Raw genomic sequence first — 22,540 nt, forward strand, 5'->3', positions numbered from 1 at the left:
CTATGACACCCTATCAACAATTTAAGCAAGAATGCGCTAGCGAAATTACCCAACAAGGGAAAGACCCAGAGCTGGCAGGACTCACACAACAGTGGATCAACAAGGCAAATTCCTTAAAATACTCTTATCATTTTGAGTGGATGGGCCGACCGATCATTCAATACCCACAGGACATCGCAGCGGTGCAAGAGATCATATGGTCGGTGCGACCAGATCTCATTATTGAAACCGGGATTGCTCACGGAGGATCACTCATACTGAGCGCATCTTTGTTAGCGCTACTGGATATGACAGATGCAATTGAGAAAGGCGCTAGCAGCATTGACCCAAAACACTCAGAACGTTTGGTCTTGGGTATAGATATTGACATCCGCGAACACAACCGACAAGCCATTGAAGCACACCCTATGGCATCACGGATTCGAATGATAGAAGGCTCTAGCATCTCCGATGAGGTTGCAGAACAAGTGCGTGCAATTGCCAAAGATTATAAGCGTGTGCTGGTATTTTTGGACAGCAATCACACCCATGAGCACGTCCTAGCAGAACTCGAGATTTATGCACCTCTAGTATCTTATGGTAGCTACTGCGTTGTCTTTGACACCATTATTGAAGATATGCCAAAATCTCTTTTCAAAGACCGCCCTTGGGGCCCTGGAGACAACCCAAAAACCGCTGTTTTTGAATATCAAAAAACACATAGTAATTTTGAAATAGACAACAACCTGCAAAACAAGCTTTGCATCACTGTTGCACCAGATGGGTATCTACGGCGCACTCGGTAATTTTCGCGCTTTAAATAACAAAAAATGCGTTTTTATCATTATATATACGCCTAATAAATTTGAATTATGCACTCCATTTTTTGCATCACCCACCAGCCCAAAATCACTATTGATCTTGACCCTTCCGCCTCTATAGTCTGGCTGGGGACAGCGGGGCAAGCACCGCAAACGGAGCAGCAGGTGCTTGATGTACATCAAGCCTATCCAGACTTGATGGCTTGGCATCCCTTTCTTGCTGGAACCTCTGGCACTTTTGCCGTTCGCCGCTTTTTAAGTGACCAAAACCGGGATTTTTCTGATTTTGATCTCATCACTTTAGTGCAATATCGTAAATTCATCTCCCGATGCTCATTTGGCAGCACCACGGCTAGCTTTCCCAGCATGCGCTTCATCAACCAAGCTGCCCAGGTTCCCAGCTATAGTGCATGGTTTGCCGAACCCACTCAATACTTTTGCGTTTCCAGCCCACGTAACATTGGCAATACTTTTCAGCAATATGCCCACGTACACCAAGCGCCAGATTTTCTACGTTATTTAGCTATAGCAGTGGAATTGGAATTTATTACCGCACAAGAATGCTTTGAACTACTCAACCATTCCACTATTATTCCCGGCGGCATTGAGTTTGGCACTTTCCCTATCAACATTTTCTTATCGCTCACAGAACAACTCGAAGCGGTATGTCTGCATTTTCTGGAGCGGCACCGACCGGTCAAACTCGATGCCTACCACCGCCGCGCGCTGTCTTTTTGCAACGAACGGTTAGGTAGTTACCTGCTGCAAAAGGTGCTGCATGAGATTTTTGACAACACGATTCCGCAAGAAATTATCGGTTACATGCACACGGTAGATATTGGTGCCACAGAGTACCGCGCCGGAACCTAAATCACCTCTGAGCACTTTCAGCATGAACACATCCGCCAGCGGCAGCCGCTCCAAGTTGTCCCAGATCACGCAAAAACTCAAAGAGCACCTTGGCCCCATCGTGGCACAGGCCAAAGTGGACGAAAGAAACCAAGTTTACGCCGACTGGCTGGAGTCTTTCCGCACCAGCACGGCACGCTGCACCCCAGTGCCAGAGCAAGAGCGCCTGCACCTGAGCGTGTTGGTCTGCTGCCCAGCGCAAGACAACAAGGCGCTACTGGAACGCACCCACGCAAGCCTAGCGCGCCAAACACGCCCGGCAAACCATGTCCAAGAGATCCATAACGAGCAAACACCTCTGTGGAACGAGGCCCTTGCGCAAGGCTGGACACTGCTGCTGCACGCTGGTGACACGTTAGAGCCGCAAGCCTTGTTCATGCTAGAGCGCACCTTGGTCGATCAAGCCACGGCCGATACCGTGCTGGTCTATTGCGACCACGATGAATGGGGGCCAGACGGCCAGCCACAGCAACCGAGCCTCAAGCCTGGGCTCAACATTGACCTGCTGCGCAGCCTGCCCTATATGGGCCGGGCACTGCTGCTCAAAAACGGCTGGGCGCAACAAGTATTGGGCAGCCATGGCCTACCAGACTTGGCCGATGCCTACCACTGCGCCTTAGAGGCCAGCGTGCTGCCGGGCAAGGCGGTATTGCACCTACCGCTGGTACTGCTGCATTTTTCCACCACGGCAGACAGTTTATTCACCACCTCTTCAGAGATGTGGCAACGCCTAGCGCAAGTGCTCGAAAGCCATTTGCAAACCCAAGCGCCCGGTGCCCAAGTCATTGAAGGGCCGGGGCCGGGCACTTTTCATGTCATTTATCCGCTAGAGCAAACGCCGCTGGTCAGCATCATCATCCCGACCAAGGATTTGCTGCCACAACTGAGCCGCTGCATTGACTCCCTGCTGTCACACACCGATTACCCGGCGTTTGAGATTTTGCTGCTCAACAACGACAGCCAAACCCCAGAGGCACGTCAATTTTTGCAGGGTTTGTCTGCCTTGGGCAGCGAACAAATCCGAGTGCTATCGGCACCGGGGCCATTCAACCTATCGCGGCTCAACAATCTGGGTGTGGCCCAAGCACGCGGCGAATTTGTCCTGCTGCTCAACAACGACACCGCCGTGCTGCAAGCCGATTGGCTGACGCAGATGGTACGCCACGGCCTGCGCGAAGGCGTGGGCGCTGTGGGCGCACGACTGCTCTACCCTGATGGCACCTTGCAACATGCCGGGGTCGTCATGGGCTTGGGTGGCCCCGCAGACCACCCACTGCTCGGATTGGACAACAACGCGCCGGGCTACCTGTTTCGTGCCCAAGTGGCACAAAACTTCTCTGCGGTGGCGGGCGCTTGTCTGCTGGTGCGCAAATCGGTGTGTCAGGCTGTGGGTGGCATGGACGAGGCCAGCTTTGGCGTCTCTTACAGCAATATGGACTTTTGCCTACGCATCGGCCAAAGCGGCCAGCGCATTGTCTGGACGCCCTTGGCCACGCTGCTGCACGAAAGCGCAGCCAGCCAAAAGGCCGATATCGAAACCATCAGCCAAGAGCAAAAATTGCAGCGCTTTAACCGCGAGCAGGCGGCCATGTACCTGCGCTGGCCCCAGATCATTGCCAACGATCCGGCCTACAACCCCAATCTATCGCTGATTGGTGGCGGCTACGAAACCGAATCCAACGCCCTGCTACGCTTTGACCAGTTTGCGCAACCGGTGCAACACAAAATTGCTGCCTTCCCTGCTGACCACCAAGGCTGCGGCCACTACCGCATCATCCAACCGATGCAGGCTATGCTGGACGCCGGTTTGTGCCGGGGGGGCGTATCGCCCGAAATTTTCTCGCCCAATCTGGCTTTGCGTAGCGGTGCCGACACCTTGGTTTTTCAGCGGCCCAACACCGAGATCATGCTCAACCACCTCAAGGCGCTCACACCGCTCAAGGGCATCAAAAAGATTTACGAAGTCGATGACCAGTTGAGCAAAGTGCCGCTCAAAAGCGCCCACTACGACCATATGCCCAAAGACTTGCGCGGCAAGATGCTCAAGGCTATTGGTCTGTGCGACCGGCTGGTGGTCTCTACCGAAGCGCTGGCCCATGAGTTGGGCGGCTACAACGACGATGTGCGCGTGGTACTCAACCGCTTGGCACCGGCCATGTGGGGTGCTACGCCCCCCAAGCGCCAAGCACGCCCTGAGGGCAGAAAACCCCGTGTGGGCTGGGCCGGTGGCATCAGCCACCAAGGCGACTTGGAGATGGTAGCCAGCGTCATCAAAGACTTAGCCGACCAAGTAGACTGGGTTTTTATGGGCATGTGCCCAGACAACATCCGCCCCTACATCCAAGAGTTTGTGCCCGGTGTGCCCACGCTAGACTACCCCGCCAAACTGATGGCCCTGACCCAAGACTGGGATTTGGCTATTGCCCCTGTAGAGAGTAATGCCTTTAACGACTGTAAATCCAACCTCAAGCTGCTCGAATATGGCTGGTGCGGGGTACCAGTGGTATGCTCGGACGTTACGCCCTACCAAGGCGATTTGCCCGCCACCAAGGTCAAAAACCGCTACAAAGATTGGCACGATGCCATCCTAGAGCGGGTCTCTAACTTGAGCGCCTGCCACCGCGACGGCCTGGCGCTACAGGCCCAAGTGGCCCGAGACTGGACATTGACCGGCACCAACGTCCAAACTTGGTATCGTGCTTGGACCGAGTAATAAGGCCGGGTTAAGCCCGTTTTTTGCCACTACTGCGGGCGTCAAAACGAAGAGGCTTCCGGTACATTACCATCCATCAGCCGCGCGTTTGTACATTGTGCAAACCGTTTTTGTTCTGATAGCACCTGTCACAGCCACCATTCATCCAGCATGCCCATCATCATTGGTTACCTTGTCAGCTTGGTCTGCGTCTTTGGCGTGTTCATCTTGCACGGCGGCAATATTGGCGTGGTGCTCAAGGCCTTGCCCTTTGAAATGGCTACCATTGGCGGCGCAGCCTTGGGTGCCTTTGTCATCAACAACCAGCCCAAGGTGCTCAAGTCCACCATGAAGGAGCTGGCCAACATCCTCAAAGGCTCCAAATACACCAAGGCGCGCTACCTAGAGCTGATGGCCATGCTCTATGAAATTTTGCAAAAAGCGCGCAAAGAAGGCTTGATGGCCATTGAAGGCGATGTCGAAGCGCCCCACGAATCTGAGCTGTTCAAGAAATTTCCCACCGTTGGCTCGGACCACCATGTGGTCGAATTCACCACCGACTACCTGCGTATGATGGTCTCAGGCAACCTCAACGCCCACGAAATCGAGTCCCTGATGGACAACGAAATCGAAACCCACCACCAAGAGGCCCATGCCCCCGTGGCGGCTATGGCCCGGCTAGCTGGTGGCTTGCCCGCCTTTGGTATCGTGGCAGCCGTGCTGGGCGTGGTCAACACCATGGGCTCGGTGGGCCAGCCTCCAGCGGTGCTCGGTGGCATGGTCGGATCGGCACTGGTAGGTACCTTTTTGGGCATTTTGCTGGCCTACGCCTTTGTGGAGCCACTGGGTGGCCTGATGGAACAAAAAGCCGACGATGCAGCCAAGGAGCTGCTGTGCATCAAATGCACGTTGCTAGCCAGTATGCAAGGTTACAACCCTGCCACAGCCATCGAATTTGGCCGCAAGGTGCTGTTCTCCACCGACCGCCCCACCTTCTCGGAGCTGGAAGAATACGTACGTAAAAAGTAAGCCACGCCATGGCCACCGAAAAAAAACTTCAGCCAATCATCGTCAAGCGCATCAAAAAGGGCGGCCATGCCGTGCATGGCGGTGCGTGGAAGATTGCCTACGCCGACTTCATGACGGCCATGATGGCCTTCTTTTTGCTGATGTGGTTGCTCGGTTCTACCGCACAGGGACAGTTGCAAGGCATTGCTGATTATTTCAATTCACCCATGAAGGTAGCACTAGCTGGAGGCGATGGCTCTGGCAACAGCAACAGCGTGCTACCAGGCGGGGGCAACGATCTGACCAAGGCGAATGGACAAGTCAAACGTGCTGATGCCGAAAACAAAGACAAATCGGATCAGGCCAAAAGCAAGGCACAGCAACAAGCACAGCAAGATGCGCAGCGCATCAAGTCATTGCGTGCCAAAATTGATGCCATCATCACGCAAAACCCACGCCTGAACGAATACAAATCACAAATTCGCATTGACGTCACTCCTGATGGCCTGCAAATCCAAATTGTTGATGACCAAAATCGCCCCATGTTTGATAGCGGCAGCGCCTTGGTCAAGCCCTATATGCGCGATATTTTGCAAGCCATTGGTGCCTCGCTGTCAGATGTAGAAAGCCGCATCAGCTTGGCTGGTCACACCGACGCCGTGCCCTATGGCGCTGGGCAACGTGGCTATAGCAACTGGGAGCTTTCCGCCGACCGGGCCAATGCCTCACGCCGTGAGCTGGTGGCCGCAGGTATGCCCGATAGCAAGCTGGCGCGCGTGGTCGGTTTAGCCAACAGCGACCTGCTACAACCAGACGAGCCACGGGCACCAGGCAACCGACGTATTACCATCACGGTTTTAACGCGCGAAGCTGAAGAAAGATTGCTCAGTAAAAGTGCCCTGATTCTCCCCGCAGCACCATCACCCAATGAAAAGCAGGAAAATCCCCCCGCTGGCAGTGCCAAACCTTAGGCTGGCACCATCTATTATTCGCCCCATGACAACACATACTGCAATCCCGACCGAAAGGGTCCCACGTGTCTGACCTTCGCTTTCTGATCGTTGACGACTTCTCTACGATGCGCCGCATCGTCCGCAATCTACTGAAAGAAAGCGGATTTTCTGACGCTGACGAAGCCGAAGATGGTGTGGCAGCACTGCACAAACTGCGCTCGAGCAAGTTTGACTTTGTCGTCACCGATATCAACATGCCCAACATGAATGGCTTTCAGCTATTGGCTGAAGTCAAGGCCGATGAAAAACTCAAGCACCTACCGGTGCTGATGGTGACGGCTGAAGCCCGCAAAGAAGACATCGTAGCTGCCGCCCAAGCTGGTGCTGCTGGCTACATTGTCAAACCCTTTACCAAGGCCACGCTGGAAGAAAAGGTCAATCTGATCATCAAAAAGCAGGGGCTGTAGGCCATCATCGCTATGGATACCAGCAACACCCCTCCTGCAGCCAGCGCTCCGGTTGGTGATGTACACCAGCGGATTGGCACGCTAACGCGTCAGTTACACGACTCGCTCAATGAGCTGGGCTATGCCAAAAAGCTACGTGCCAGCATGAGCGAATTGCCCGATGCGCAAAGCCGTCTGTCGTACATCGCCCGGCTGACGGGCGAAGCTGCAGAGAAAGTGCTGGGGCGCGTAGAACAGGCCAAGACACAAAATGATCTGTTGGCCGAAGAAACACGCCGCGTCACCGCTTCACTGATCAAAGACCCCGTCGCTGCTGTGGCCAAGGGTGAGATCATGAATTTTCTCAACGACGTTGAGAAAATTTCTCGCACCTCCGACGAACACCTGACCGAAATCATGATGGCGCAAGACTTTCATGACCTTACCGGTCAGGTCATTGCCCGCGTGGTGTCTTTGGCAGCTACCATTGAAGAGCAGCTGCTGCAATTGGTGCTGGATACTGCCCCGCCTGGGGTAGCCCCACCCATGCCAGTGGAGCCTCCCCACGAGCATTTGGCAGGGCCGGTGGTCGATCCAGAAAATACCCCCGATGTCGTTACCGACCAATCTGAGGTAGACGACTTGCTAGCCAGCTTGGGTTTTTAATCCGCCTCAGCCCCCCAAACAGCCCGAATAAGCGGGGCCACTGGCCCTCTTTTCGGGCTTTAGATTTCGTCGTTGCTTACGACAATGGCATGACTACCCCGTCATGCCATCATGGAATCGAGCCAAGACCGCACCCTCCCCGCGACCGAGCGCAAGCTCCAGCAGGCCCGCACCGACGGGCAAGCTGCACGTTCGCGCGATTTGTCCCATTTGGCCATTTTGGGTGTTGGGGCAGTGAGCTTGATGGTACTGGCACCACAGTTGTTGGACCGCCTCCAGCTAGAACTGAGCCACCAACTGGTATTTGATGCCACCACTGTGCGCACCCCCGCCCACATGCTAGAGCGCCTGCAACAGATGGTGATTGTGGGTTTGGTTGCCAGCGGCACGTTTGCCCTGCTGACCAGCGCAGCAGCACTGCTCAGTGCCGTGGCGTCGGGCGGTTGGGTATGGAGCTTCAAGCCCATCACCCCACAATTTAGCCGCCTCAACCCGATCTCTGGCATTGGCAATCTGCTGTCAAAGCAACAGATGACCAACGTTGCCAAGATGGTGCTGATGACGGCCATTTTGGGCTTTGTGGCTTGGAAATACATGGGCAACAGCATTGATGAAATGGCCGGTTTGATCGTGCAACCCTCGCCAGACGCGCTGCGCTTTGTTGCCAACTGGATCACGGGCGGTATGGCCATGCTGTTGCTGGTGGTGTTTCTCACTGCCATGATCGACGTGCCACTGCAAGCCTTCTTCTTTAAAGACCGGCTGAAGATGTCGCACCAAGAAGTCAAGCAAGAACACAAAGAATCGGACGGCAGCCCCGAAACCAAGGCACGCCAACGCCAGCGCCAGCGCGAAATTGCTGATGGTGCCAGCGTGGGGGCAGTGCCCCAAGCTGACTTTGTGGTGATGAACCCGACCCACTATGCCGTGGCACTCAAATATGACAACACCATGAGCGCACCGCAGGTGATCTCTAAGGGCACCGACCTGATCGCCATGACGATTCGCGATCTGGCCAAATCACACAGCATCCCAGTGTTGCAATCGCCCATGCTGGCGCGTGCCTTGTATGCGCACGCCGAGTTGGATCAGCCGATTCCGCACACCCTGTATACCGCCGTGGCCCAAGTACTGGCCTACGTGTATCGCCTCAAAGCTGCCCTGCGCGGTGAAGGCCCGATGCCCGAGGAAGTGCCCCAGCCCGATATCCCCCCCGAACTTGACCCGCTGAACCGCAAAGCCCAGCAAGGAGCAACCCCATGAGCCTTTCTGTGAACTCGGCCCGCCAATGGATGGGCAACAGCGCCACTGCTGCCCAAGGCATGTCGGCCCCCCTGTTAGTTGTCGCCATTTTGGCCCTGATGGTGCTACCCATTCCGGCTTGGATGCTGGATGTGTTTTTTACCATCAACATTGCTGTGGCGCTGATGGTGATGATGGTGGCAGCCTACATGCTCAAGCCGTTGGACTTTGCGGCCTTTCCGTCGGTGCTGCTGCTGTCTACCCTGATGCGCTTGTCGCTCAACGTGGCCTCCACCCGCGTGGTGCTGCTGGAGGGTCACACCGGCCCCGGTGCTGCGGGCGCAGTGATTGAAGCCTTTGGCCACTTTTTGATTGGCGGCAATTTTGCGGTCGGTTTGATCGTGTTTGCCATTTTGGTGGTTATCAACTTTATTGTGATTACCAAAGGTGCCGAGCGTATTGCCGAAGTGTCAGCACGCTTTACCTTGGATGCCATGCCCGGCAAACAGATGGCGGTAGATGCTGACCTGAATGCAGGCCTGATTGACGAGAAAGAAGCCAAGCGCCGCCGCGCTGAAGTAGGTGAAGAAGCCAACTTTTTTGGCTCCATGGACGGTGCCTCTAAGTTTGTGCGCGGCGATGCCGTGGCTGGTATTTTGATTTTGTTCATCAACATCATTGGCGGCTTTGCTGTGGGCGTACTGCAACACGGCCTGAGCGCTGGCAAAGCGGCTGACACCTACATTCTGATGGCGGTGGGCGATGCGCTGGTGGCGCAGATTCCGGGTTTGCTGATCTCGGTGGCCGCTGCAATGGTGATCTCGCGCGTGGGCAAAGACTCGGACATGGGCCAGCAGATCGTGCACCAACTGTTTACCTCGCCGCGCGTGCTGGGTGTCACAGCGGGTATTCTGATTTTGCTGGGCGTAATTCCCGGTATGCCCCATATGGTGTTTTTGGGTATCGGCTCGTTGCTGGGCTATTGGGCATGGACGCTGCTGCAACGGGCCAAGGCCCCACCCCCCTCTGAGGCCCCCGCAGCCGTGCCGACCCCGGCTGAAACCGATGCCACTTGGGACGATCTGCAACCCGTGGATCTGCTGGGCCTAGAGCTGGGCTATCGCCTGATTGCGCTGGTAGATAAATCGCGCCAAGGCGATCTGCTCACGCGCATCAAGGGCGTGCGGCGCAAATTTGCACAAGAGGTGGGCTTTCTGCCACCACCAGTGCATGTGCGTGACAACCTCGAACTCAAACCCAGTGCCTACCGCCTGACCCTGCGCGGCGTGGTGGTGGGCGAGGGTGAAGCCTTCCCCGGTATGTTCTTAGCCATCAACCCCGGCGGCATCACCACCCCCTTGATTGGCACCCCCACTACCGACCCCGCCTTTGGTTTGCCCGCGCACTGGATCGACGAACAGCAAAAGGAAGCGGCGCAAATGGCAGGCTTTACCGTGGTTGATTCGGAAACCGTGATGGCGACACATTTGTCACACTTGATGCAAGTTCAAGCCGCCAAATTGCTCAGCCGCACAGAGACGCAGCAGTTGGTGGAACATGTTGCCAAGCTGGCCCCCAAATTGATAGAAGAGGTGATCCCGAAAATGGTTTCGATCACGACGTTCCAGAAGGTGCTGCAATTGCTCCTCGAAGAGTCGGTGCATATCCGCGATATTCGCACCATCATCGAGACGCTGGCCGAGCACGCCGGTGCTATTACCGACCCACAAGAGCTGGCCCGCCGGGTGCGCGTTGCGCTGTCTCCCGCTATCGTGCAACAAATTTATGGCCCCACCCGCGAGTTGAGTGTGATTGCCATTGAGCCCGGCCTAGAGCGCCTGCTGGTGCAAGCCTTGGCCAATGCCAACGGCCCCTCGCTAGACCCCGGTGTAGCTGACATCCTGACGCAGCGCGCCGCAGAAATTGCCCTCAAGCAAGAAGAAATCGGTCTACCAGCCTGTCTGTTGGTACCCGACACCATCCGCAGTGCCATCTCCCGCCTGGTACGCCGCGTCGCGCCCCGCCTACAGGTGCTGGGGCACAGTGAAATCCCTGAAACCCATACCATCCGTATTGGGCCCATTCTCAAAGGAGCATCGGCATGAACATCAAACGCTTTTACGCAGCCACGGCACGCGAAGCACTGGCCAAGGCCCGCATGACCTTTGGGGACGGCACCGTCATTTTGTCCAACCGCACCACCCCCGACGGGGTAGAGGTGGTGGCTACAGCGGAAGAATCTCTGACCTCACTGGAGCAGCAAGCCAGCGACCCCACAGAACACAGTAGATCCCCAGCCACTGGCTTAGCAGGCTTTAACAAGCCCGCTGCCGCTGCTCCAGCGCGCCCTGCTGCGGCGACTGCCATGCAAGAGCGTGAGTCGGACTTGGAGCGCAACCCGGTTCACGAAGACACCGAGCAACTGGCGATGAGCACGCTGTCATTCCAAGACTATGTGCGCGAACGCATGTTGCGCCGTCGCCATGAGGCTATCCACGGCGAAGACGATAGCGCCTTGGATGCTGGCCCGGCAGCAGAAGAGCCGCCCCCAGCGCGCCGCCCTGAACCACCGCGCGCCGCCCCTGTGGCCCGCGAGCGTGCAGCAGCAGCCCCCAAAGCAGCCATTCCCGGTTTGTATCCCCCCGGTTTTGATATTGAGCCTGAGCCAGCCGCCCCGATGCGCGCCGCAGCGCACCCAATTACCACCCGGCGTAGCCCTGAGCGTGCCATTGCTCCAGCCAAAGCGGCAACCCCAGCCCCCGTGCGCCAAGAGGGTGTGATGGCCGAGCTGCAATCGATGAAAGATTTAATCGAGGATCGCTTTAACACCCTGTCGTGGTTGGGCCAAGCCAAGCAAAACCCGATCCAATCGAACCTGATGCTCAAGCTGATCGGGGCGGGTTATTCGCCCACCTTGGCCCGTGCTGTGCTAGAGCGCTTGCCCGAAAACTTTAACGCTGGCGATGCCGTGCGCTGGCTGATGGAAGTGCTCGAGCGCAACCTCAAAACCGATGCCGAAAGCGAAAACCTGCCCCAAGAGGGCGGTATCTATGCCTTGGTAGGTACCACCGGCGTTGGCAAAACTACCACCAGCGCCAAGCTGGCCGCACAATGCGCTCGCCTGTACGGTGCTGCCAGCGTAGGCCTGATTACGTTGGACACCTACCGCATTGGTGCCCACGAGCAACTGCGCTCGTATGGCCGTATGCTGGGCGTGGTGGCGCACTTGGCGCACGACCAAGCAGCACTGCAAGACCTGCTGGGCCTGCTCAGTGGCAAAAAGATGGTGCTCATTGACACCACTGGCATAGCCGCCCGCGACCCACGCAAGCGCGACATGCTCGACGTGCTCGACTTGCCTGAAATCAAGCGCCTGCTGGTAGTCAACGCCAGCAGCCACGGCGATACCTTAGACGATGTGTTTGCCTCATTCAAGAGCCGGGGGCCACAGCAAGCCATCTTGTCCAAGGTGGATGAGGCCGTCAAACTCGGCCCCCCACTGGATGCACTGATCCGCAACCGCATGGTGCTGCGTGGCATTACCAACGGCCAGCGCGTGCCTGAAGATTGGGAAACCGCTGATGCCAAAAAGCTGGTCAGTCTGTCGATGCGCGCCACCGCCCGCTCGGCCTTTGAGCCGAAGGTTACTGATCTAAACTTTTTCTTCACCCGACCCACTGCCTCGTTTGCACAAGAAGGGATGGCCGGCCATGCTTGACGCCCATTTCCATCAAGGTATGGGCCTGCAATGCCAGCAACCCCAAGATGAGCTGCGGTTGCTGGTGGTCACTAGCCAAGAAGATAGCGGTAAAACGCTCTCTACCTTGTGGCAGTTGTGCGGCCACCTGCAACGCCTGGGCTACCCCGTAGTGGTGCTAGACGCCACGGCAGTAGAAACCGAGCGCGCCCCCGGCCTGTTGCAACTGCTTACCCATGCCCCGTGGGCCGATGCCAGTGCCCACGGCGTCCACGCCGACACCTCCGCCTTGGCCGTAGTGCCTGCGGCTTTGGGCATGCTCACGCTGGCCAACACCGCACAACGCAAAGGGCAGGCCGCCCAAACCCTCGAACAGCTAGAGCCGATTTTCCGGCGCTACGCTGTGATGGTGCTGTACGCCCCCATCGAGCTAATGACCACCCCTTTGCTGGCGGGCAGCAACATCATGCCACTGCTGGTAACTAAGCCCGGTAAAAACGCCCTGATGGAGTGCTACCGCCAAGTCAAGCACCTCAGCTTACACGCGGGCATGAGCAGCATGGTGGCCTACCTGAGCCCCCATGCCAGCGGCAAAAAAGCCGAGCAAGCGCGCAGCAGTATGCAAGCACTGGAGCGCTGCGTGGCCCACCACTTACGCCAGCGCCTACATGTCACCTTGTTGCCAGACAACAGCGGGGCCGACTTGCAGCGCTTGGCGCTGCTGCTGCTAGACAACGCAGGCACCATTACCACCCCCAGCACCTTGGCGTGGCACGCGGGACAATGGGCCACCAATGCAGCGGCATCGCACCTCTTTCACAGCCACTGACCTTAATGTGTGATGTACACCGCCAAAGGCCAGCTTGACCGCGATGCCCTGATCCGCCAACACCTGCCGCTGGTGCGACGCTTAGCCACCCACATGATGGCCAAGCTACCGCCCAACGTAGAGTTGGATGATTTGGTGCAAGTGGGAATGATCGGTTTGACCGAGGCGCTCTCGCGCTACGAAGCCAGCCAAGGCGTGCAGTTTGAGACCTTTGCCACCCAACGCATTCGGGGCGCCATGCTCGATGAGCTGCGCAACGGCGATTGGATGTCACGCAGCTCACGCAAAGGGCAAAAAGACATTGAACGGGCCATCCACCGGCTGGAACAAACCTTGGGCCGCAGCCCACTTGAATCAGAAATTGCGCAGGAGATGGGCATGGAACTGCAAGAATACCAACAGCTGCTGGGCAAGGTGCGTGGCACCCAATTGCTGTACTTAGAAGACTTGGGCCGGGGTTCTAGCAACGACGGCGATGATTTTCTTGACCGCCACTTGGCTGACCAGCAGCTAGACCCCGCCAGCCTGCTGCGCAGCCAGCGCTTGCGCAGTGCCTTGGTGCAGGCCATTACGCAATTGCCCGAACGTGAGCAATATGTGATGGGCATGTACTACGAGCAAGACATGAACCTGAAAGAAATTGCCGCTGTACTGGGCGTGACCGAGTCGCGGGTGTGCCAGTTGCACAGCCAAGCTATTGCCCGCCTGCGCGCCAAAATGCGCGCTCACTGAATACAGCAGCCTACCCAAACCCACCCCACACACGCCCGGCACCTGCCGGGCGTTGTGCTTTGGCGCTGCTTTTTAGCCCGCAGCGCTGTAAATACGCGCCGCGCCAGTGCTGGCCGCTTGCACACCCAGCGCCACACCATAGGTGGGGGTGGGATGGGCCGGAGGCAACAGCACTGCGGCCTGCCGGTCAGCCAAGGCCGCCAAGCGCGCCAAGCTGTCACGCTGCACCGACAAAGTGGTGTGGATTTGCTGGATGCGCTGCTGCAAGCCTTGGGTCACAGCAGCCACTGGCAGCCCCTCTAGCGCAGCAATGAAATCGACCGATACTTGGCGCATACGCTCGCTGCACGCCTGCAACACCAACGGGTCGGTGCCCAGCAAGGCAGCAGACAACTCTTGCAGTTGCCGCTCTACAGCGTGCAGTGCGTTGTCAAGAAAAGCGGGGGATGAAAAAGAAGCAGTCATGGGCGTGCAGCAATGAAAGGGGTGGAAAACAACACCAGGCCAAAGCGGCCCGGCACTCAGCCATCACGCGCCGGGGCCAGCGCCAGCGCTTCTTGGGCGTCTGAGAGCAGGCGGTCGGCAATCGCCTCGGCATTGACGCGAAAGGTGCCAGACTCGATAGCGGCACGCATCGCCTTCACGCGCTCGGCATCAAAATCGGCCGCAGGACGCCCGCTGGGCTCTTCTAACCCACGGGCACCACGCGAAAAACTTACTGTGACGGGCACACCAGCGGCCAGCGCTGCCGATGCACCTTTGGCAACCCCTTCAGCCACGGGCGCTGCCACTGGCCGGGTCTGCGCCAGGGCACTGGGCAACTCCGGTTGATGTCCTATCTTCATGTTTTTTCTCCACACACCCCCTGCCGCTGCCGGGGCTTCAGTGCAGGTGTTATCGGCGCTTGGGGCGCAGACTTTAGCCATCAACGCCAAGCAGACTCAAAACTGGGTCTCGACCAAGCCCTCTTGGGTGACGACACCGCTGATAATTTTGCCATTAGGCATACGCACGCGCACCGTATCGCCAGCACCGGCCGGCCCCATCGCTTGGCCGCTGCCGCTAATGGTAAAACCGCCGCCCTTAGAGAGTACGCGCACCTGTGACCCCGCCTGAAACAAAGGTGGAGCCCGTAGCATAGACTGGCGCAGCGCCTGACCGGCAGACAAAGCGCGAACTGTGGTTTTACCCACCCATTGGGCCGGATCGACCAGTACTGTATCGTTTTCGGCGGCCCAATCGACTTGCGCCTGCATGGCATGGGCCTCGGTCAGTACCGCCCCAGAAGCTACCGGGCCGGTCAGCACCCAAGCTGGGCCAGTGGCTTTGATAGTGATGGGTAAAAAAACATTCCAGCGGCTAGGGCCGATCGCGCAGCGCAGCGCCAAACGGGTGCGCCCCCACAACCGGGTACCCACCGGCAAATAAGGCTCAATGCGCTCGCACGGTGCTAGGCGCAGCCGGGGGTCGAGTTGGCCCACAGTCACCTCCATGCGCAAAGGCACGGCCACACCACTGCTGGCCTGTGCAGTTTTGAGCGCCTGCTCTACCCACTGGCGGGTGCTCTCTTCAATACCATTTTGCGGCACCTGCGCACCAGCCAAGCTGGCACAGCACAGCCAAGCCACGAGGCACAACAGCCACCGGCGGCACACCGGCACAAAAAAAAGCGAAACAAACATGGGTACCTATCTGCTGTGCGCCAAGGCAGGCACTCAACGTGCAACGTAACAACATCCCACTATCGCGGTTTTAGCAGCATGCAATGGCACAAACTGCACGGGCAAACCCGGCTTCTTTCGGGGTTCAGCAGCGAGGGGCTTTCCCATAATTGCTGCACGCCCAAGCCTCTTATGCATGGCAGTGGCGCACCACGCAAACCACGGCACACCGGCAAAGGGCACCGCCATGATCAACAAAATGACTGGGCAACTCGACTTTCAGGGCAACGCATTGCTTCTGCGCGCTGAGCGCCAGCGTGCCATTGCCAGCAACATTGCCAATGCTGACACTCCCGGCTATACCGCCCGCGATTTTGACTTTGCCAGCGCCTTGCGCGAGACCATGCGCACCGGTGCCGTGCTAGGCCAACAAGACATCCCCAAAGCTCCGGTATCGCACACCGGCCATGTGGCCTTGCCCACAGTGCAGATAGGCCAAGCCCGCATCGGCAACGACCCTGCCGCATTGGGCTACACCGTACAAACCCAGCCCACGGTAGACAACAACAGCGTCGATCTAGACCGCGAACGCGCCAATTTTGTCGATAACTCGGTGCGCTACGAGGCCACGCTGCGCTTTATCAATGGCAGCGCCAAAACCATGCTCAGTGCCATTCAGGGCCAGTAAACCGGATAAAGGATTTTTACCATGTCCATGTTTTCTATCTTCAGCGTCTCGGGCAGCGCCATCAGCGCCCAGTCCCAGCGTCTCAATGTGGTGGCCAGCAACTTGGCCAACGTCGATGCAGTGGCTGGCCCAGATGGTCAAGCCTACAAAGCGCGCCAAGTGGTGTTTCAAACCGCCCCGATGGGTGCGGACAGCTCGGCAGGCGTGCGCATCAAAGCCATCCAAGAAGACAACAGCCCCGGCAAGCGCGTACACGACCCCAGCCACCCACTGGCCGATGCCCAAGGCTACGTCAACCACTCTAATGTCAATGCGGTGGAAGAGATGGTCAACATGATCTCGGCCTCGCGCTCGTACCAAAACAACGTTGAAGTCATGAACACGGCCAAGTCGCTGCTGCTCAAAACCCTGCAAATGGGCCAATAAGCCCGGCCCCCTTCTTTCAGAAAGCGCACCGCCATGAGCACCGCCATCAGTTCCACCACGGCCAACACCGCAGCCAACACAGCTACCAATAGCACTAGCAGCGTCAATGCTAACAACAGCACTGGCGAGCAGGATCGCTTTCTCAAGCTGCTGGTAGCGCAAATGAACAACCAAGACCCGATGAACCCACTGGACAACGCACAGATGACCTCGCAGATTGCGCAGATCAACACCGTGACCGGCATCGAAAAGCTCAACACCACCGTGCAAAGTTTGGCCAGCCAGTTTGCCTCCCAACAACTGATGCAAGGCACCTCGATGGTGGGCCGCCAAGTGCTGGTAGAGGGCAACCAGCTTACGATCAACAGCGAATCGAAACAAGGCTTTGGTGCGGTGGAGCTGGCTGACTCGGCCAGCAGCGTCAAGGTGCAAGTGCTCGATGCCAGCAACAAGGAAGTGGGCACGATGGAGCTGGGCGCACTCCCCGCCGGACAGCACAACTTTGCTTGGGATGCCTCCGGCTACGAAGGCAAAGGAGCGCTGCACTTCAAGGTGCTGGCGGCCAATGACAAGACGGCGGTGGCCAGTAAGGCCCTAAATATCGACCAAGTCTCTGCGGTCAGTCTGAGCAATGGTGCCTTGCAGTTAGAGCTGGCCCGGGGCGGCAGCACCACCCAGTCGGCCCTGAAGGCCGTTCTTTAATTTCACTTGTTTTGCTACAGGGCTACAGGAGCACACCATGGGTTTTCAACAAGGTCTTTCGGGGCTCAATGCCGCCAGCCGCAATCTGGACGTCATTGGTCACAACATTGCCAACTCCAACACCACCGGCTTTAAAAGCTCGCGTGCTGAATTTGCCGACATGGTCGCCTCATCGATGGGCGTAGCCAGCGGCCAAAACAACGGCATGGGGGTCGAAGTGGCCTCCGTGGCGCAGCAATTTAGCCAAGGCAATATCACCGCCACAGGCAACAGCATGGATTTGGCTATCAACGGCAATGGCTTTTTCAAGGTCAAATTGCCCAGCGGCCAAGATGCTTACACCCGTGCTGGTAACTTCCGGCTCGACAAGAATGGCGATGTACGCACCAATGGCGGTGCGCAGGTGATGGGCTTTCAGGTCGATCCAGCCACCGGCGTGGCGGGCGTGAACACGGTGCCCCTGAGCTTTCCGCTGGGCAGCCCTATTGCCGCCAAGCAGAGCACCAGCATTACTGCCGCGTTGAACTTGGATGCACGGGCACGCCATGCCACTGGGGTGGCTGCTGTTCCAGCCGATCCTGCGGCAACGCCACCGACCGCCGCCATTCCTGCGGTACCGGCCACCCCGGCCTCAACCTATGGCACCTCAATTGATGTCTTTGATAGCCTAGGCAACCCCCACCAAGTGCAGTTGTATTTTCTGCGCAACGCAGAATTGGATCCTCCGGGCTGGGAGGTCTTTAACGACCTACCAACAGCCCAAGCTGCTATAGACGGTGGCGACCCCGCAGAAGGCTCGCTGGGACAGCTATTTTTCAATACCGATGGCACTCTGAACACCGAAAGTTCTACCATCAACGGCACCAACAGCCCCAACTTCACCCTGCCCGATATTGAACTGACCAACGGAGCGGCCAGCCCCTTAAAGCTCAAACTCGATCTCGCCAAGGTAACCCAGTTTGGCAATGCCTTTGCTGTCTCTAACCTCAAGCAAGACGGCTACACCGCAGGCAACCTGAGCAGCATCAACATCAGCAATGATGGCTCCATCATGGCCAGCTACTCTAACGGCGTCACCCGCAAGGAAGCCCAAGTGGCCTTGGCTAGCTTTCGTAACCCGCAGGGCCTGACACCGATTGGTGGCAACAACTGGCAAGAAACCCCTGAATCGGGAGCCTCCATGCTAGGCAAGCCCGGTAACGGCACCTTTGGCACCCTGCGCTCGAGTGCGCTCGAAGACTCTAACGTCGATCTGACCGCCGAGCTGGTGGGCATGATGACCGCCCAGCGCGCCTACCAAGCCAACGCCCAAACCATCAAAACGCAAGACCAGGTGCTGTCCACCATCGTCAACCTGCGTTAATCGCCTGAGCCCGTCTGCCCTGATTACTGAGAAACGCCATGGATCGCATCATCTACACCTCCATGACCGGCGCAAACGCTGCCGCCCACCGGCAGGCGGTGCTGTCGCACAACCTGGCCAACGTCTCTACCCAGGGCTTTCGGGCCGAGATGTCTACCTTTCGCTCGGTGCCCATCCAAGGCGAGGGTTCGGGCACGCGCGTGTTTGCGCTGGAGGCCACCTCAGGCCATGTCAATACCCCCGGCCCAGTACAGCGCACAGGCCGCAACTTAGATGCGATGGCTGTGGGCAACTCGTGGTTTGCTGTGCAGGGCTTGGATGGCACCGAAGCCTACACCCGCAACGGCAGCTTTGAAGTCACCCCTACTGGGCAACTGGTCACTAGCACCGGCCTGACGGTACTGTCAGACGGCGGTGGCCCCATCGATGTGCCCCAAGGGGCAGAAGTATCGCTAGGCTCAGACGGCACCATCACTGCCAAGACCGGCAACCAGCCCCCTGCCGCCATTGGCCGCGTGAAATTGGCCAGCCCAACTGCCGAAGACCCACTCAAGCGCGGTGACGACGGGCTGTTTCGCCCCGCCTCAGGCAACCCGCTGCCCAATGATGCCAACGCCCGCCTGTTGGCCGGTGCCACAGAAGGCTCTAACGTCAATGCAGTGGAAAGCATGGTGGGCTTGATTGCCGCCTCGCGCCAGTTTGAACAACAAATGCGCCTGCTGCAAACCGCCGAAACCAACGACAAAACCGCCAGCCAGTTGCTGAGCATGAACGGTTAAAAGGAAAAAGCCATGATTAACTCCCTGTGGATTGCCAAGACCGGCATGGAAGCCCAGCAGACCCAGCTGGACGTCATCTCGCACAATCTGGCCAACGTCTCGACTACTGGCTTTAAACGCAACAATGCGGTTTTTGAAGACCTGATTTACCAAAACCTGCGCCAAGTGGGTGCCAACACCACCGAGCAAAACCAGTTGCCTACCGGCCTGCACTTGGGCCTAGGGGTGCGCACAGTAGCCACCAGCCGCAACTTTAGCCAAGGCAACCTGCAACAATCGAACAACAGCCTCGATGTAGCCATCAACGGCAACGGCTTTTTTAGCGTCACCATGCCCGATGGCACCTTGGGCTATACCCGCGATGGCTCGTTCCAGTTAGACGCCCAAGGGCGATTGGTCACTTCCAGCGGCCTGCCAGTAGCCAATGGCATCACCATTCCGCCGGGCACGACCAGCATCACCATTGATGCCAGCGGTGCGGTATCGGCTTTGGTGCCGGGCAATACCGCCCCCCAACCTATGGGGCAACTGGCTATGTCGAGCTTTATCAACCCGGCTGGGCTAGAGCCATTGGGACAAAACCTGTTTCGCGAGTCTGCGGCCTCAGGCCAGCCGCAAGAAGGCACCCCCGGCACCAATGGCTTGGGCATGATGAAGCAAGGCTACTTGGAAACCTCCAATGTGAACGTGGTGCAAGAGCTGGTGACCATGATCCAAACCCAGCGCGCCTACGAAATGAACTCCAAGGCCATCTCCACTTCGGATCAGATGCTGGCCAAGCTCAACCAGCTGTAAGCATCCGTTTGCCACCCCCCTGTTCTGGAGAAGCCGCAATGCCCCGCACCGCCACCCCTTTGGTTTTTTGCTCCAGTGCCGCCTTGGCACTGCTGCTGACAGGCTGCGCCAGCCTGTCGCCCCCGCCGCCGGTCGATGTGCTGCCCACGGCCATGCCTGCCATTCCGGCCACGGTACACCGGGCCAGCGCTCCGGTGACGGGTGGGTTGTTCCACAGTGCGAGCTACCGTCCAGCATTTGAAGACCGCCGTGCCCGCATGGTGGGCGATAGCGTGACGGTGCAGATCGTAGAAAACATCACTGCCAAGCAAACCTCGTCCTCTACCGTAGACCGCGAAGGCGGGATTACCGGTGGTATTACGGCGCTGCCGTTCATGAACAGCACCACGCTGACCAACCAAACCAAGGTTGCGGCCAAATCAACCAACAACTTCTCTGGCAAAGGCGGCACCGAAAGCGCCAATACCTTTACTGGCTCCATCACCACCAACGTGATCGAGGTGCTGCCCAACGGCCATTTGGTGATTGCTGGTGAAAAACAAATTGGCGTCAACCAGAACGTGGATGTGTTGCGCTTTTCGGGCACGGTAGACCCACGCTCCTTGCAGCCGGGCAGCTTGGTGGCCTCCACCCAAGTAGCCAATGTACGCATTGAATCGCGTGGCCGTGGCGCTCAAGCTGAAGTACAGGCCATTGGCTGGCTTGGGCGGTTTTTTAACAGTATTTCGCCGTTTTGATCGGTTGAAATAAACCGCCACTTCAAACCATCCGAAATTCCCAAGGATTGATAATGGGGACGCCAGATGCTTGAAAATCGGCGACGTTTCTCGTCACGATAGTCAGGCCATGCACCAACGCGGTGGCGGCAATCAAACTGTCCATAGCCGGGCAGGGGTTGGGCACATGCAGACGTGCACTGCACCGCGCCACCGCCATATCCACAGGAAGAATGCGGCCAGAGAAGCTGGGTAAAACATGACTCTCCAGCCAAGTTCGCAAGATAGTGCCTTGAAGCGGATCACGCCGCTCTGCCTGTAGCACCCCCATTTCCAACTCTTGCACCGTGATAGCGGACAAGTACAAGTCCACGGCATCCACACTGTCTGCCCATTGGGCCACGTTGGCATCAGCACGGCCTGCACGGATTTTGCGCAGCTCCGAAACCACGTTAGTGTCCAGTAGAAACATTAGGAAAAATCCGCAGCTTGGGCCAACTCTGAGGAACGCTGCACATCTAGCTCAATGTCTGCCACGCCGGGCATGGCCAGCAGGTCGGCAATCTTTTGTCGGCCTCTGGTCAACCGTTGATAGAGCTCGATGCTCATCAGCACATGGGCAGGTTTTCCTCGGTCGGTGATGAAGACAGGCCCCTCATTGGCCGCCCGCTTGGCCTCGCTCACGCCTTGGTTGAAGTCGCGGCTAGATAAAGTCATGACAGCCATGATGCACCCCTTTCCCGAAATGTAGCAATGTTACTACATTTATGAATCAATGGTTAGACGAATCAGCTTCATAAGGTACCCCGCACCCCCGTATCCACCGCCTTGCACGCCAACTGCACCACTTTGGGAATCAGGCGCGTGGCGGTGCGATAGTTGATGATGTTGCGCCTACTCATACCCAGCACCTGTGCCGCTTTGTTGGCAGAAGACCCATGTTGCATCCTCCATGCATCAGAACCACGTACCAAATCGCCAGATTGCTCGCAAGCCAGCCGGTCAAAGGGTTGAGGCTTTTGAAGCCTGCCACAAATTGGGCAAGGGCAAGCTCTGCGTTCCATCCATCTTCAAAACTGACGACGATACGCATGCACGGGCGCTGGTGATTCGGGGCAATTTTTCGCGTATTCTCAGTCTCTGTTAAGTTGGTTCCACTCAGCTGGAATCAATGGTCTGTTGGCCAGTAGCTTGCGGTTTACACAGCCAACAAGCTCCGTCATGGTCGCGAGATCCACCACTGAATCAGCCTCTGGGGTGCGCACATGAACGTGACTCGGCATACACCGAAATCTTCATTTCGCCGTCGCGGTAAATCGTTTTCATCACTTAATGATGGTGCAAATTTTGCATCACCCAACACCACCTAGGCCCGATTCAAGATGCTGATCTGTCTAGGGCAGCGCTGTAGCCCATCCTGCCGCTCTGCGCCGCCA

At 57.5% G+C, this 22,540-nt stretch carries 25 protein-coding genes; 19 read left to right on the forward strand and 6 right to left on the reverse strand.

The window, feature by feature from the left end:
* Nucleotides 1-2 precede the first annotated feature (2 nt).
* From BMX55_RS10120 to BMX55_RS10175, 12 genes are all read left to right on the forward strand, one after another.
* On the forward strand, nucleotides 3-785 hold the full coding sequence (locus BMX55_RS10120) for a cephalosporin hydroxylase family protein (RefSeq protein WP_091456931.1): 783 nt from the start codon (nucleotides 3-5) through the stop codon (nucleotides 783-785).
* Between the two features lie 66 nt (nucleotides 786-851).
* Nucleotides 852-1,670: a hypothetical protein gene (locus tag BMX55_RS10125; protein ID WP_091456935.1), complete on the forward strand. Its 819-nt coding sequence runs from the start codon at nucleotides 852-854 to the stop codon at nucleotides 1,668-1,670.
* 22 nt (nucleotides 1,671-1,692) lie between these two features.
* Nucleotides 1,693-4,422, forward strand: a complete 2,730-nt coding sequence (locus BMX55_RS10130) for a glycosyltransferase (RefSeq protein ID WP_091456938.1) — start codon at nucleotides 1,693-1,695, stop codon at nucleotides 4,420-4,422.
* 150 nt (nucleotides 4,423-4,572) lie between these two features.
* Nucleotides 4,573-5,430 (forward strand): flagellar motor stator protein MotA, encoded by an 858-nt coding sequence (motA, locus tag BMX55_RS10135; RefSeq protein ID WP_091456942.1) that lies wholly within the window; start codon nucleotides 4,573-4,575, stop codon nucleotides 5,428-5,430.
* 8 nt (nucleotides 5,431-5,438) lie between these two features.
* On the forward strand, nucleotides 5,439-6,380 hold the full coding sequence (gene motB / locus BMX55_RS10140; RefSeq protein ID WP_091456945.1) for a flagellar motor protein MotB: 942 nt from the start codon (nucleotides 5,439-5,441) through the stop codon (nucleotides 6,378-6,380).
* A gap of 65 nt (nucleotides 6,381-6,445) precedes the next feature.
* Nucleotides 6,446-6,829 carry a chemotaxis response regulator CheY gene (gene cheY / locus BMX55_RS10145; RefSeq protein WP_281242833.1) on the forward strand — a complete coding sequence of 128 codons (384 nt, stop codon included), beginning with the start codon at nucleotides 6,446-6,448 and terminating at the stop codon, nucleotides 6,827-6,829.
* Nucleotides 6,830-6,841: 12 nt separating this feature from the next.
* Nucleotides 6,842-7,474 (forward strand): protein phosphatase CheZ, encoded by a 633-nt coding sequence (locus BMX55_RS10150; protein WP_091456948.1) that lies wholly within the window; start codon nucleotides 6,842-6,844, stop codon nucleotides 7,472-7,474.
* Nucleotides 7,475-7,585: 111 nt separating this feature from the next.
* Nucleotides 7,586-8,737: an EscU/YscU/HrcU family type III secretion system export apparatus switch protein gene (locus tag BMX55_RS10155; RefSeq protein WP_091456950.1), complete on the forward strand. Its 1,152-nt coding sequence runs from the start codon at nucleotides 7,586-7,588 to the stop codon at nucleotides 8,735-8,737.
* Nucleotides 8,734-10,821, forward strand: a complete 2,088-nt coding sequence (gene flhA, locus BMX55_RS10160; protein ID WP_091456953.1) for a flagellar biosynthesis protein FlhA — start codon at nucleotides 8,734-8,736, stop codon at nucleotides 10,819-10,821. Before BMX55_RS10155 ends, flhA begins: the two co-directional genes overlap by 4 nt.
* Nucleotides 10,818-12,434: a flagellar biosynthesis GTPase FlhF gene (gene flhF / locus BMX55_RS10165; RefSeq protein ID WP_091456956.1), complete on the forward strand. Its 1,617-nt coding sequence runs from the start codon at nucleotides 10,818-10,820 to the stop codon at nucleotides 12,432-12,434. Before flhA ends, flhF begins: the two co-directional genes overlap by 4 nt.
* Nucleotides 12,427-13,242, forward strand: coding sequence for a hypothetical protein (locus tag BMX55_RS10170; RefSeq protein WP_143059616.1), 816 nt, complete (start codon nucleotides 12,427-12,429; stop codon nucleotides 13,240-13,242). The genes flhF and BMX55_RS10170 overlap by 8 nt, the downstream gene beginning before the upstream one ends.
* Before the next feature lie 12 nt (nucleotides 13,243-13,254).
* The gene (locus BMX55_RS10175) at nucleotides 13,255-13,974 is read left to right on the forward strand and encodes an RNA polymerase sigma factor FliA (RefSeq protein ID WP_091456962.1); all 720 of its coding nucleotides are present in this window, start codon (nucleotides 13,255-13,257) and stop codon (nucleotides 13,972-13,974) included.
* Between the two features lie 72 nt (nucleotides 13,975-14,046).
* Here the strand turns inward: BMX55_RS10175 and BMX55_RS10180 are convergent, their stop codons facing one another.
* The 3 genes from BMX55_RS10180 to flgA all read right to left on the reverse strand — a co-directional run bounded on the left by BMX55_RS10180 (nucleotide 14,047) and on the right by flgA (nucleotide 15,656).
* Nucleotides 14,047-14,439: a hypothetical protein gene (locus BMX55_RS10180; protein ID WP_091456965.1), complete on the reverse strand. Its 393-nt coding sequence runs from the start codon at nucleotides 14,437-14,439 to the stop codon at nucleotides 14,047-14,049.
* A gap of 56 nt (nucleotides 14,440-14,495) precedes the next feature.
* Nucleotides 14,496-14,819 (reverse strand): flagellar biosynthesis anti-sigma factor FlgM, encoded by a 324-nt coding sequence (gene flgM / locus BMX55_RS10185; RefSeq protein WP_091457276.1) that lies wholly within the window; start codon nucleotides 14,817-14,819, stop codon nucleotides 14,496-14,498.
* Between the two features lie 96 nt (nucleotides 14,820-14,915).
* Nucleotides 14,916-15,656 (reverse strand): flagellar basal body P-ring formation chaperone FlgA, encoded by a 741-nt coding sequence (flgA, locus tag BMX55_RS10190; protein WP_091456969.1) that lies wholly within the window; start codon nucleotides 15,654-15,656, stop codon nucleotides 14,916-14,918.
* 226 nt (nucleotides 15,657-15,882) lie between these two features.
* Between flgA and flgB the strand changes: the two genes are divergently transcribed.
* From flgB to BMX55_RS10225, 7 genes are read left to right on the forward strand one after another with little or no spacing between them, the layout of a single operon-like run.
* Complete coding sequence (gene flgB, locus BMX55_RS10195) at nucleotides 15,883-16,323, forward strand: flagellar basal body rod protein FlgB (RefSeq protein ID WP_091457280.1); 441 nt, start codon at nucleotides 15,883-15,885, stop codon at nucleotides 16,321-16,323.
* Nucleotides 16,324-16,344: 21 nt separating this feature from the next.
* Nucleotides 16,345-16,749 carry a flagellar basal body rod protein FlgC gene (gene flgC, locus BMX55_RS10200; RefSeq protein ID WP_091456972.1) on the forward strand — a complete coding sequence of 135 codons (405 nt, stop codon included), beginning with the start codon at nucleotides 16,345-16,347 and terminating at the stop codon, nucleotides 16,747-16,749.
* 33 nt (nucleotides 16,750-16,782) lie between these two features.
* Nucleotides 16,783-17,451: a flagellar hook assembly protein FlgD gene (locus BMX55_RS10205; protein WP_091456974.1), complete on the forward strand. Its 669-nt coding sequence runs from the start codon at nucleotides 16,783-16,785 to the stop codon at nucleotides 17,449-17,451.
* 37 nt (nucleotides 17,452-17,488) lie between these two features.
* Complete coding sequence (gene flgE / locus BMX55_RS10210) at nucleotides 17,489-18,814, forward strand: flagellar hook protein FlgE (protein ID WP_091456978.1); 1,326 nt, start codon at nucleotides 17,489-17,491, stop codon at nucleotides 18,812-18,814.
* Between the two features lie 38 nt (nucleotides 18,815-18,852).
* Entirely contained in the window at nucleotides 18,853-19,593 is a 741-nt protein-coding gene (locus tag BMX55_RS10215) for a flagellar basal body rod protein FlgF (protein ID WP_091456981.1), read from the forward strand.
* Nucleotides 19,594-19,605: 12 nt separating this feature from the next.
* Nucleotides 19,606-20,388, forward strand: a complete 783-nt coding sequence (flgG, locus tag BMX55_RS10220) for a flagellar basal-body rod protein FlgG (protein WP_091456984.1) — start codon at nucleotides 19,606-19,608, stop codon at nucleotides 20,386-20,388.
* Between the two features lie 38 nt (nucleotides 20,389-20,426).
* Nucleotides 20,427-21,125 (forward strand): flagellar basal body L-ring protein FlgH, encoded by a 699-nt coding sequence (locus BMX55_RS10225; RefSeq protein ID WP_091456988.1) that lies wholly within the window; start codon nucleotides 20,427-20,429, stop codon nucleotides 21,123-21,125.
* Between the two features lie 22 nt (nucleotides 21,126-21,147).
* Here BMX55_RS10225 and BMX55_RS10230 read toward each other — a convergent pair whose 3' ends face one another.
* The 3 genes from BMX55_RS10230 to BMX55_RS16435 all read right to left on the reverse strand — a co-directional run bounded on the left by BMX55_RS10230 (nucleotide 21,148) and on the right by BMX55_RS16435 (nucleotide 22,051).
* The gene (locus BMX55_RS10230) at nucleotides 21,148-21,576 is read right to left on the reverse strand and encodes a type II toxin-antitoxin system VapC family toxin (RefSeq protein WP_091456991.1); all 429 of its coding nucleotides are present in this window, start codon (nucleotides 21,574-21,576) and stop codon (nucleotides 21,148-21,150) included.
* The gene (locus tag BMX55_RS10235; RefSeq protein WP_091456995.1) at nucleotides 21,576-21,830 is read right to left on the reverse strand and encodes a type II toxin-antitoxin system Phd/YefM family antitoxin; all 255 of its coding nucleotides are present in this window, start codon (nucleotides 21,828-21,830) and stop codon (nucleotides 21,576-21,578) included. Before BMX55_RS10235 ends, BMX55_RS10230 begins: the two co-directional genes overlap by 1 nt.
* Nucleotides 21,831-21,898: 68 nt before the next feature.
* Nucleotides 21,899-22,051 carry a hypothetical protein gene (locus BMX55_RS16435; protein WP_177172871.1) on the reverse strand — a complete coding sequence of 51 codons (153 nt, stop codon included), beginning with the start codon at nucleotides 22,049-22,051 and terminating at the stop codon, nucleotides 21,899-21,901.
* Nucleotides 22,052-22,540 lie beyond the last annotated feature (489 nt).

Source organism: Giesbergeria anulus (genome assembly GCF_900111115.1).
GTDB classification, from domain to species: Bacteria; Pseudomonadota; Gammaproteobacteria; order Burkholderiales; family Burkholderiaceae_C; genus Simplicispira; species Simplicispira anulus.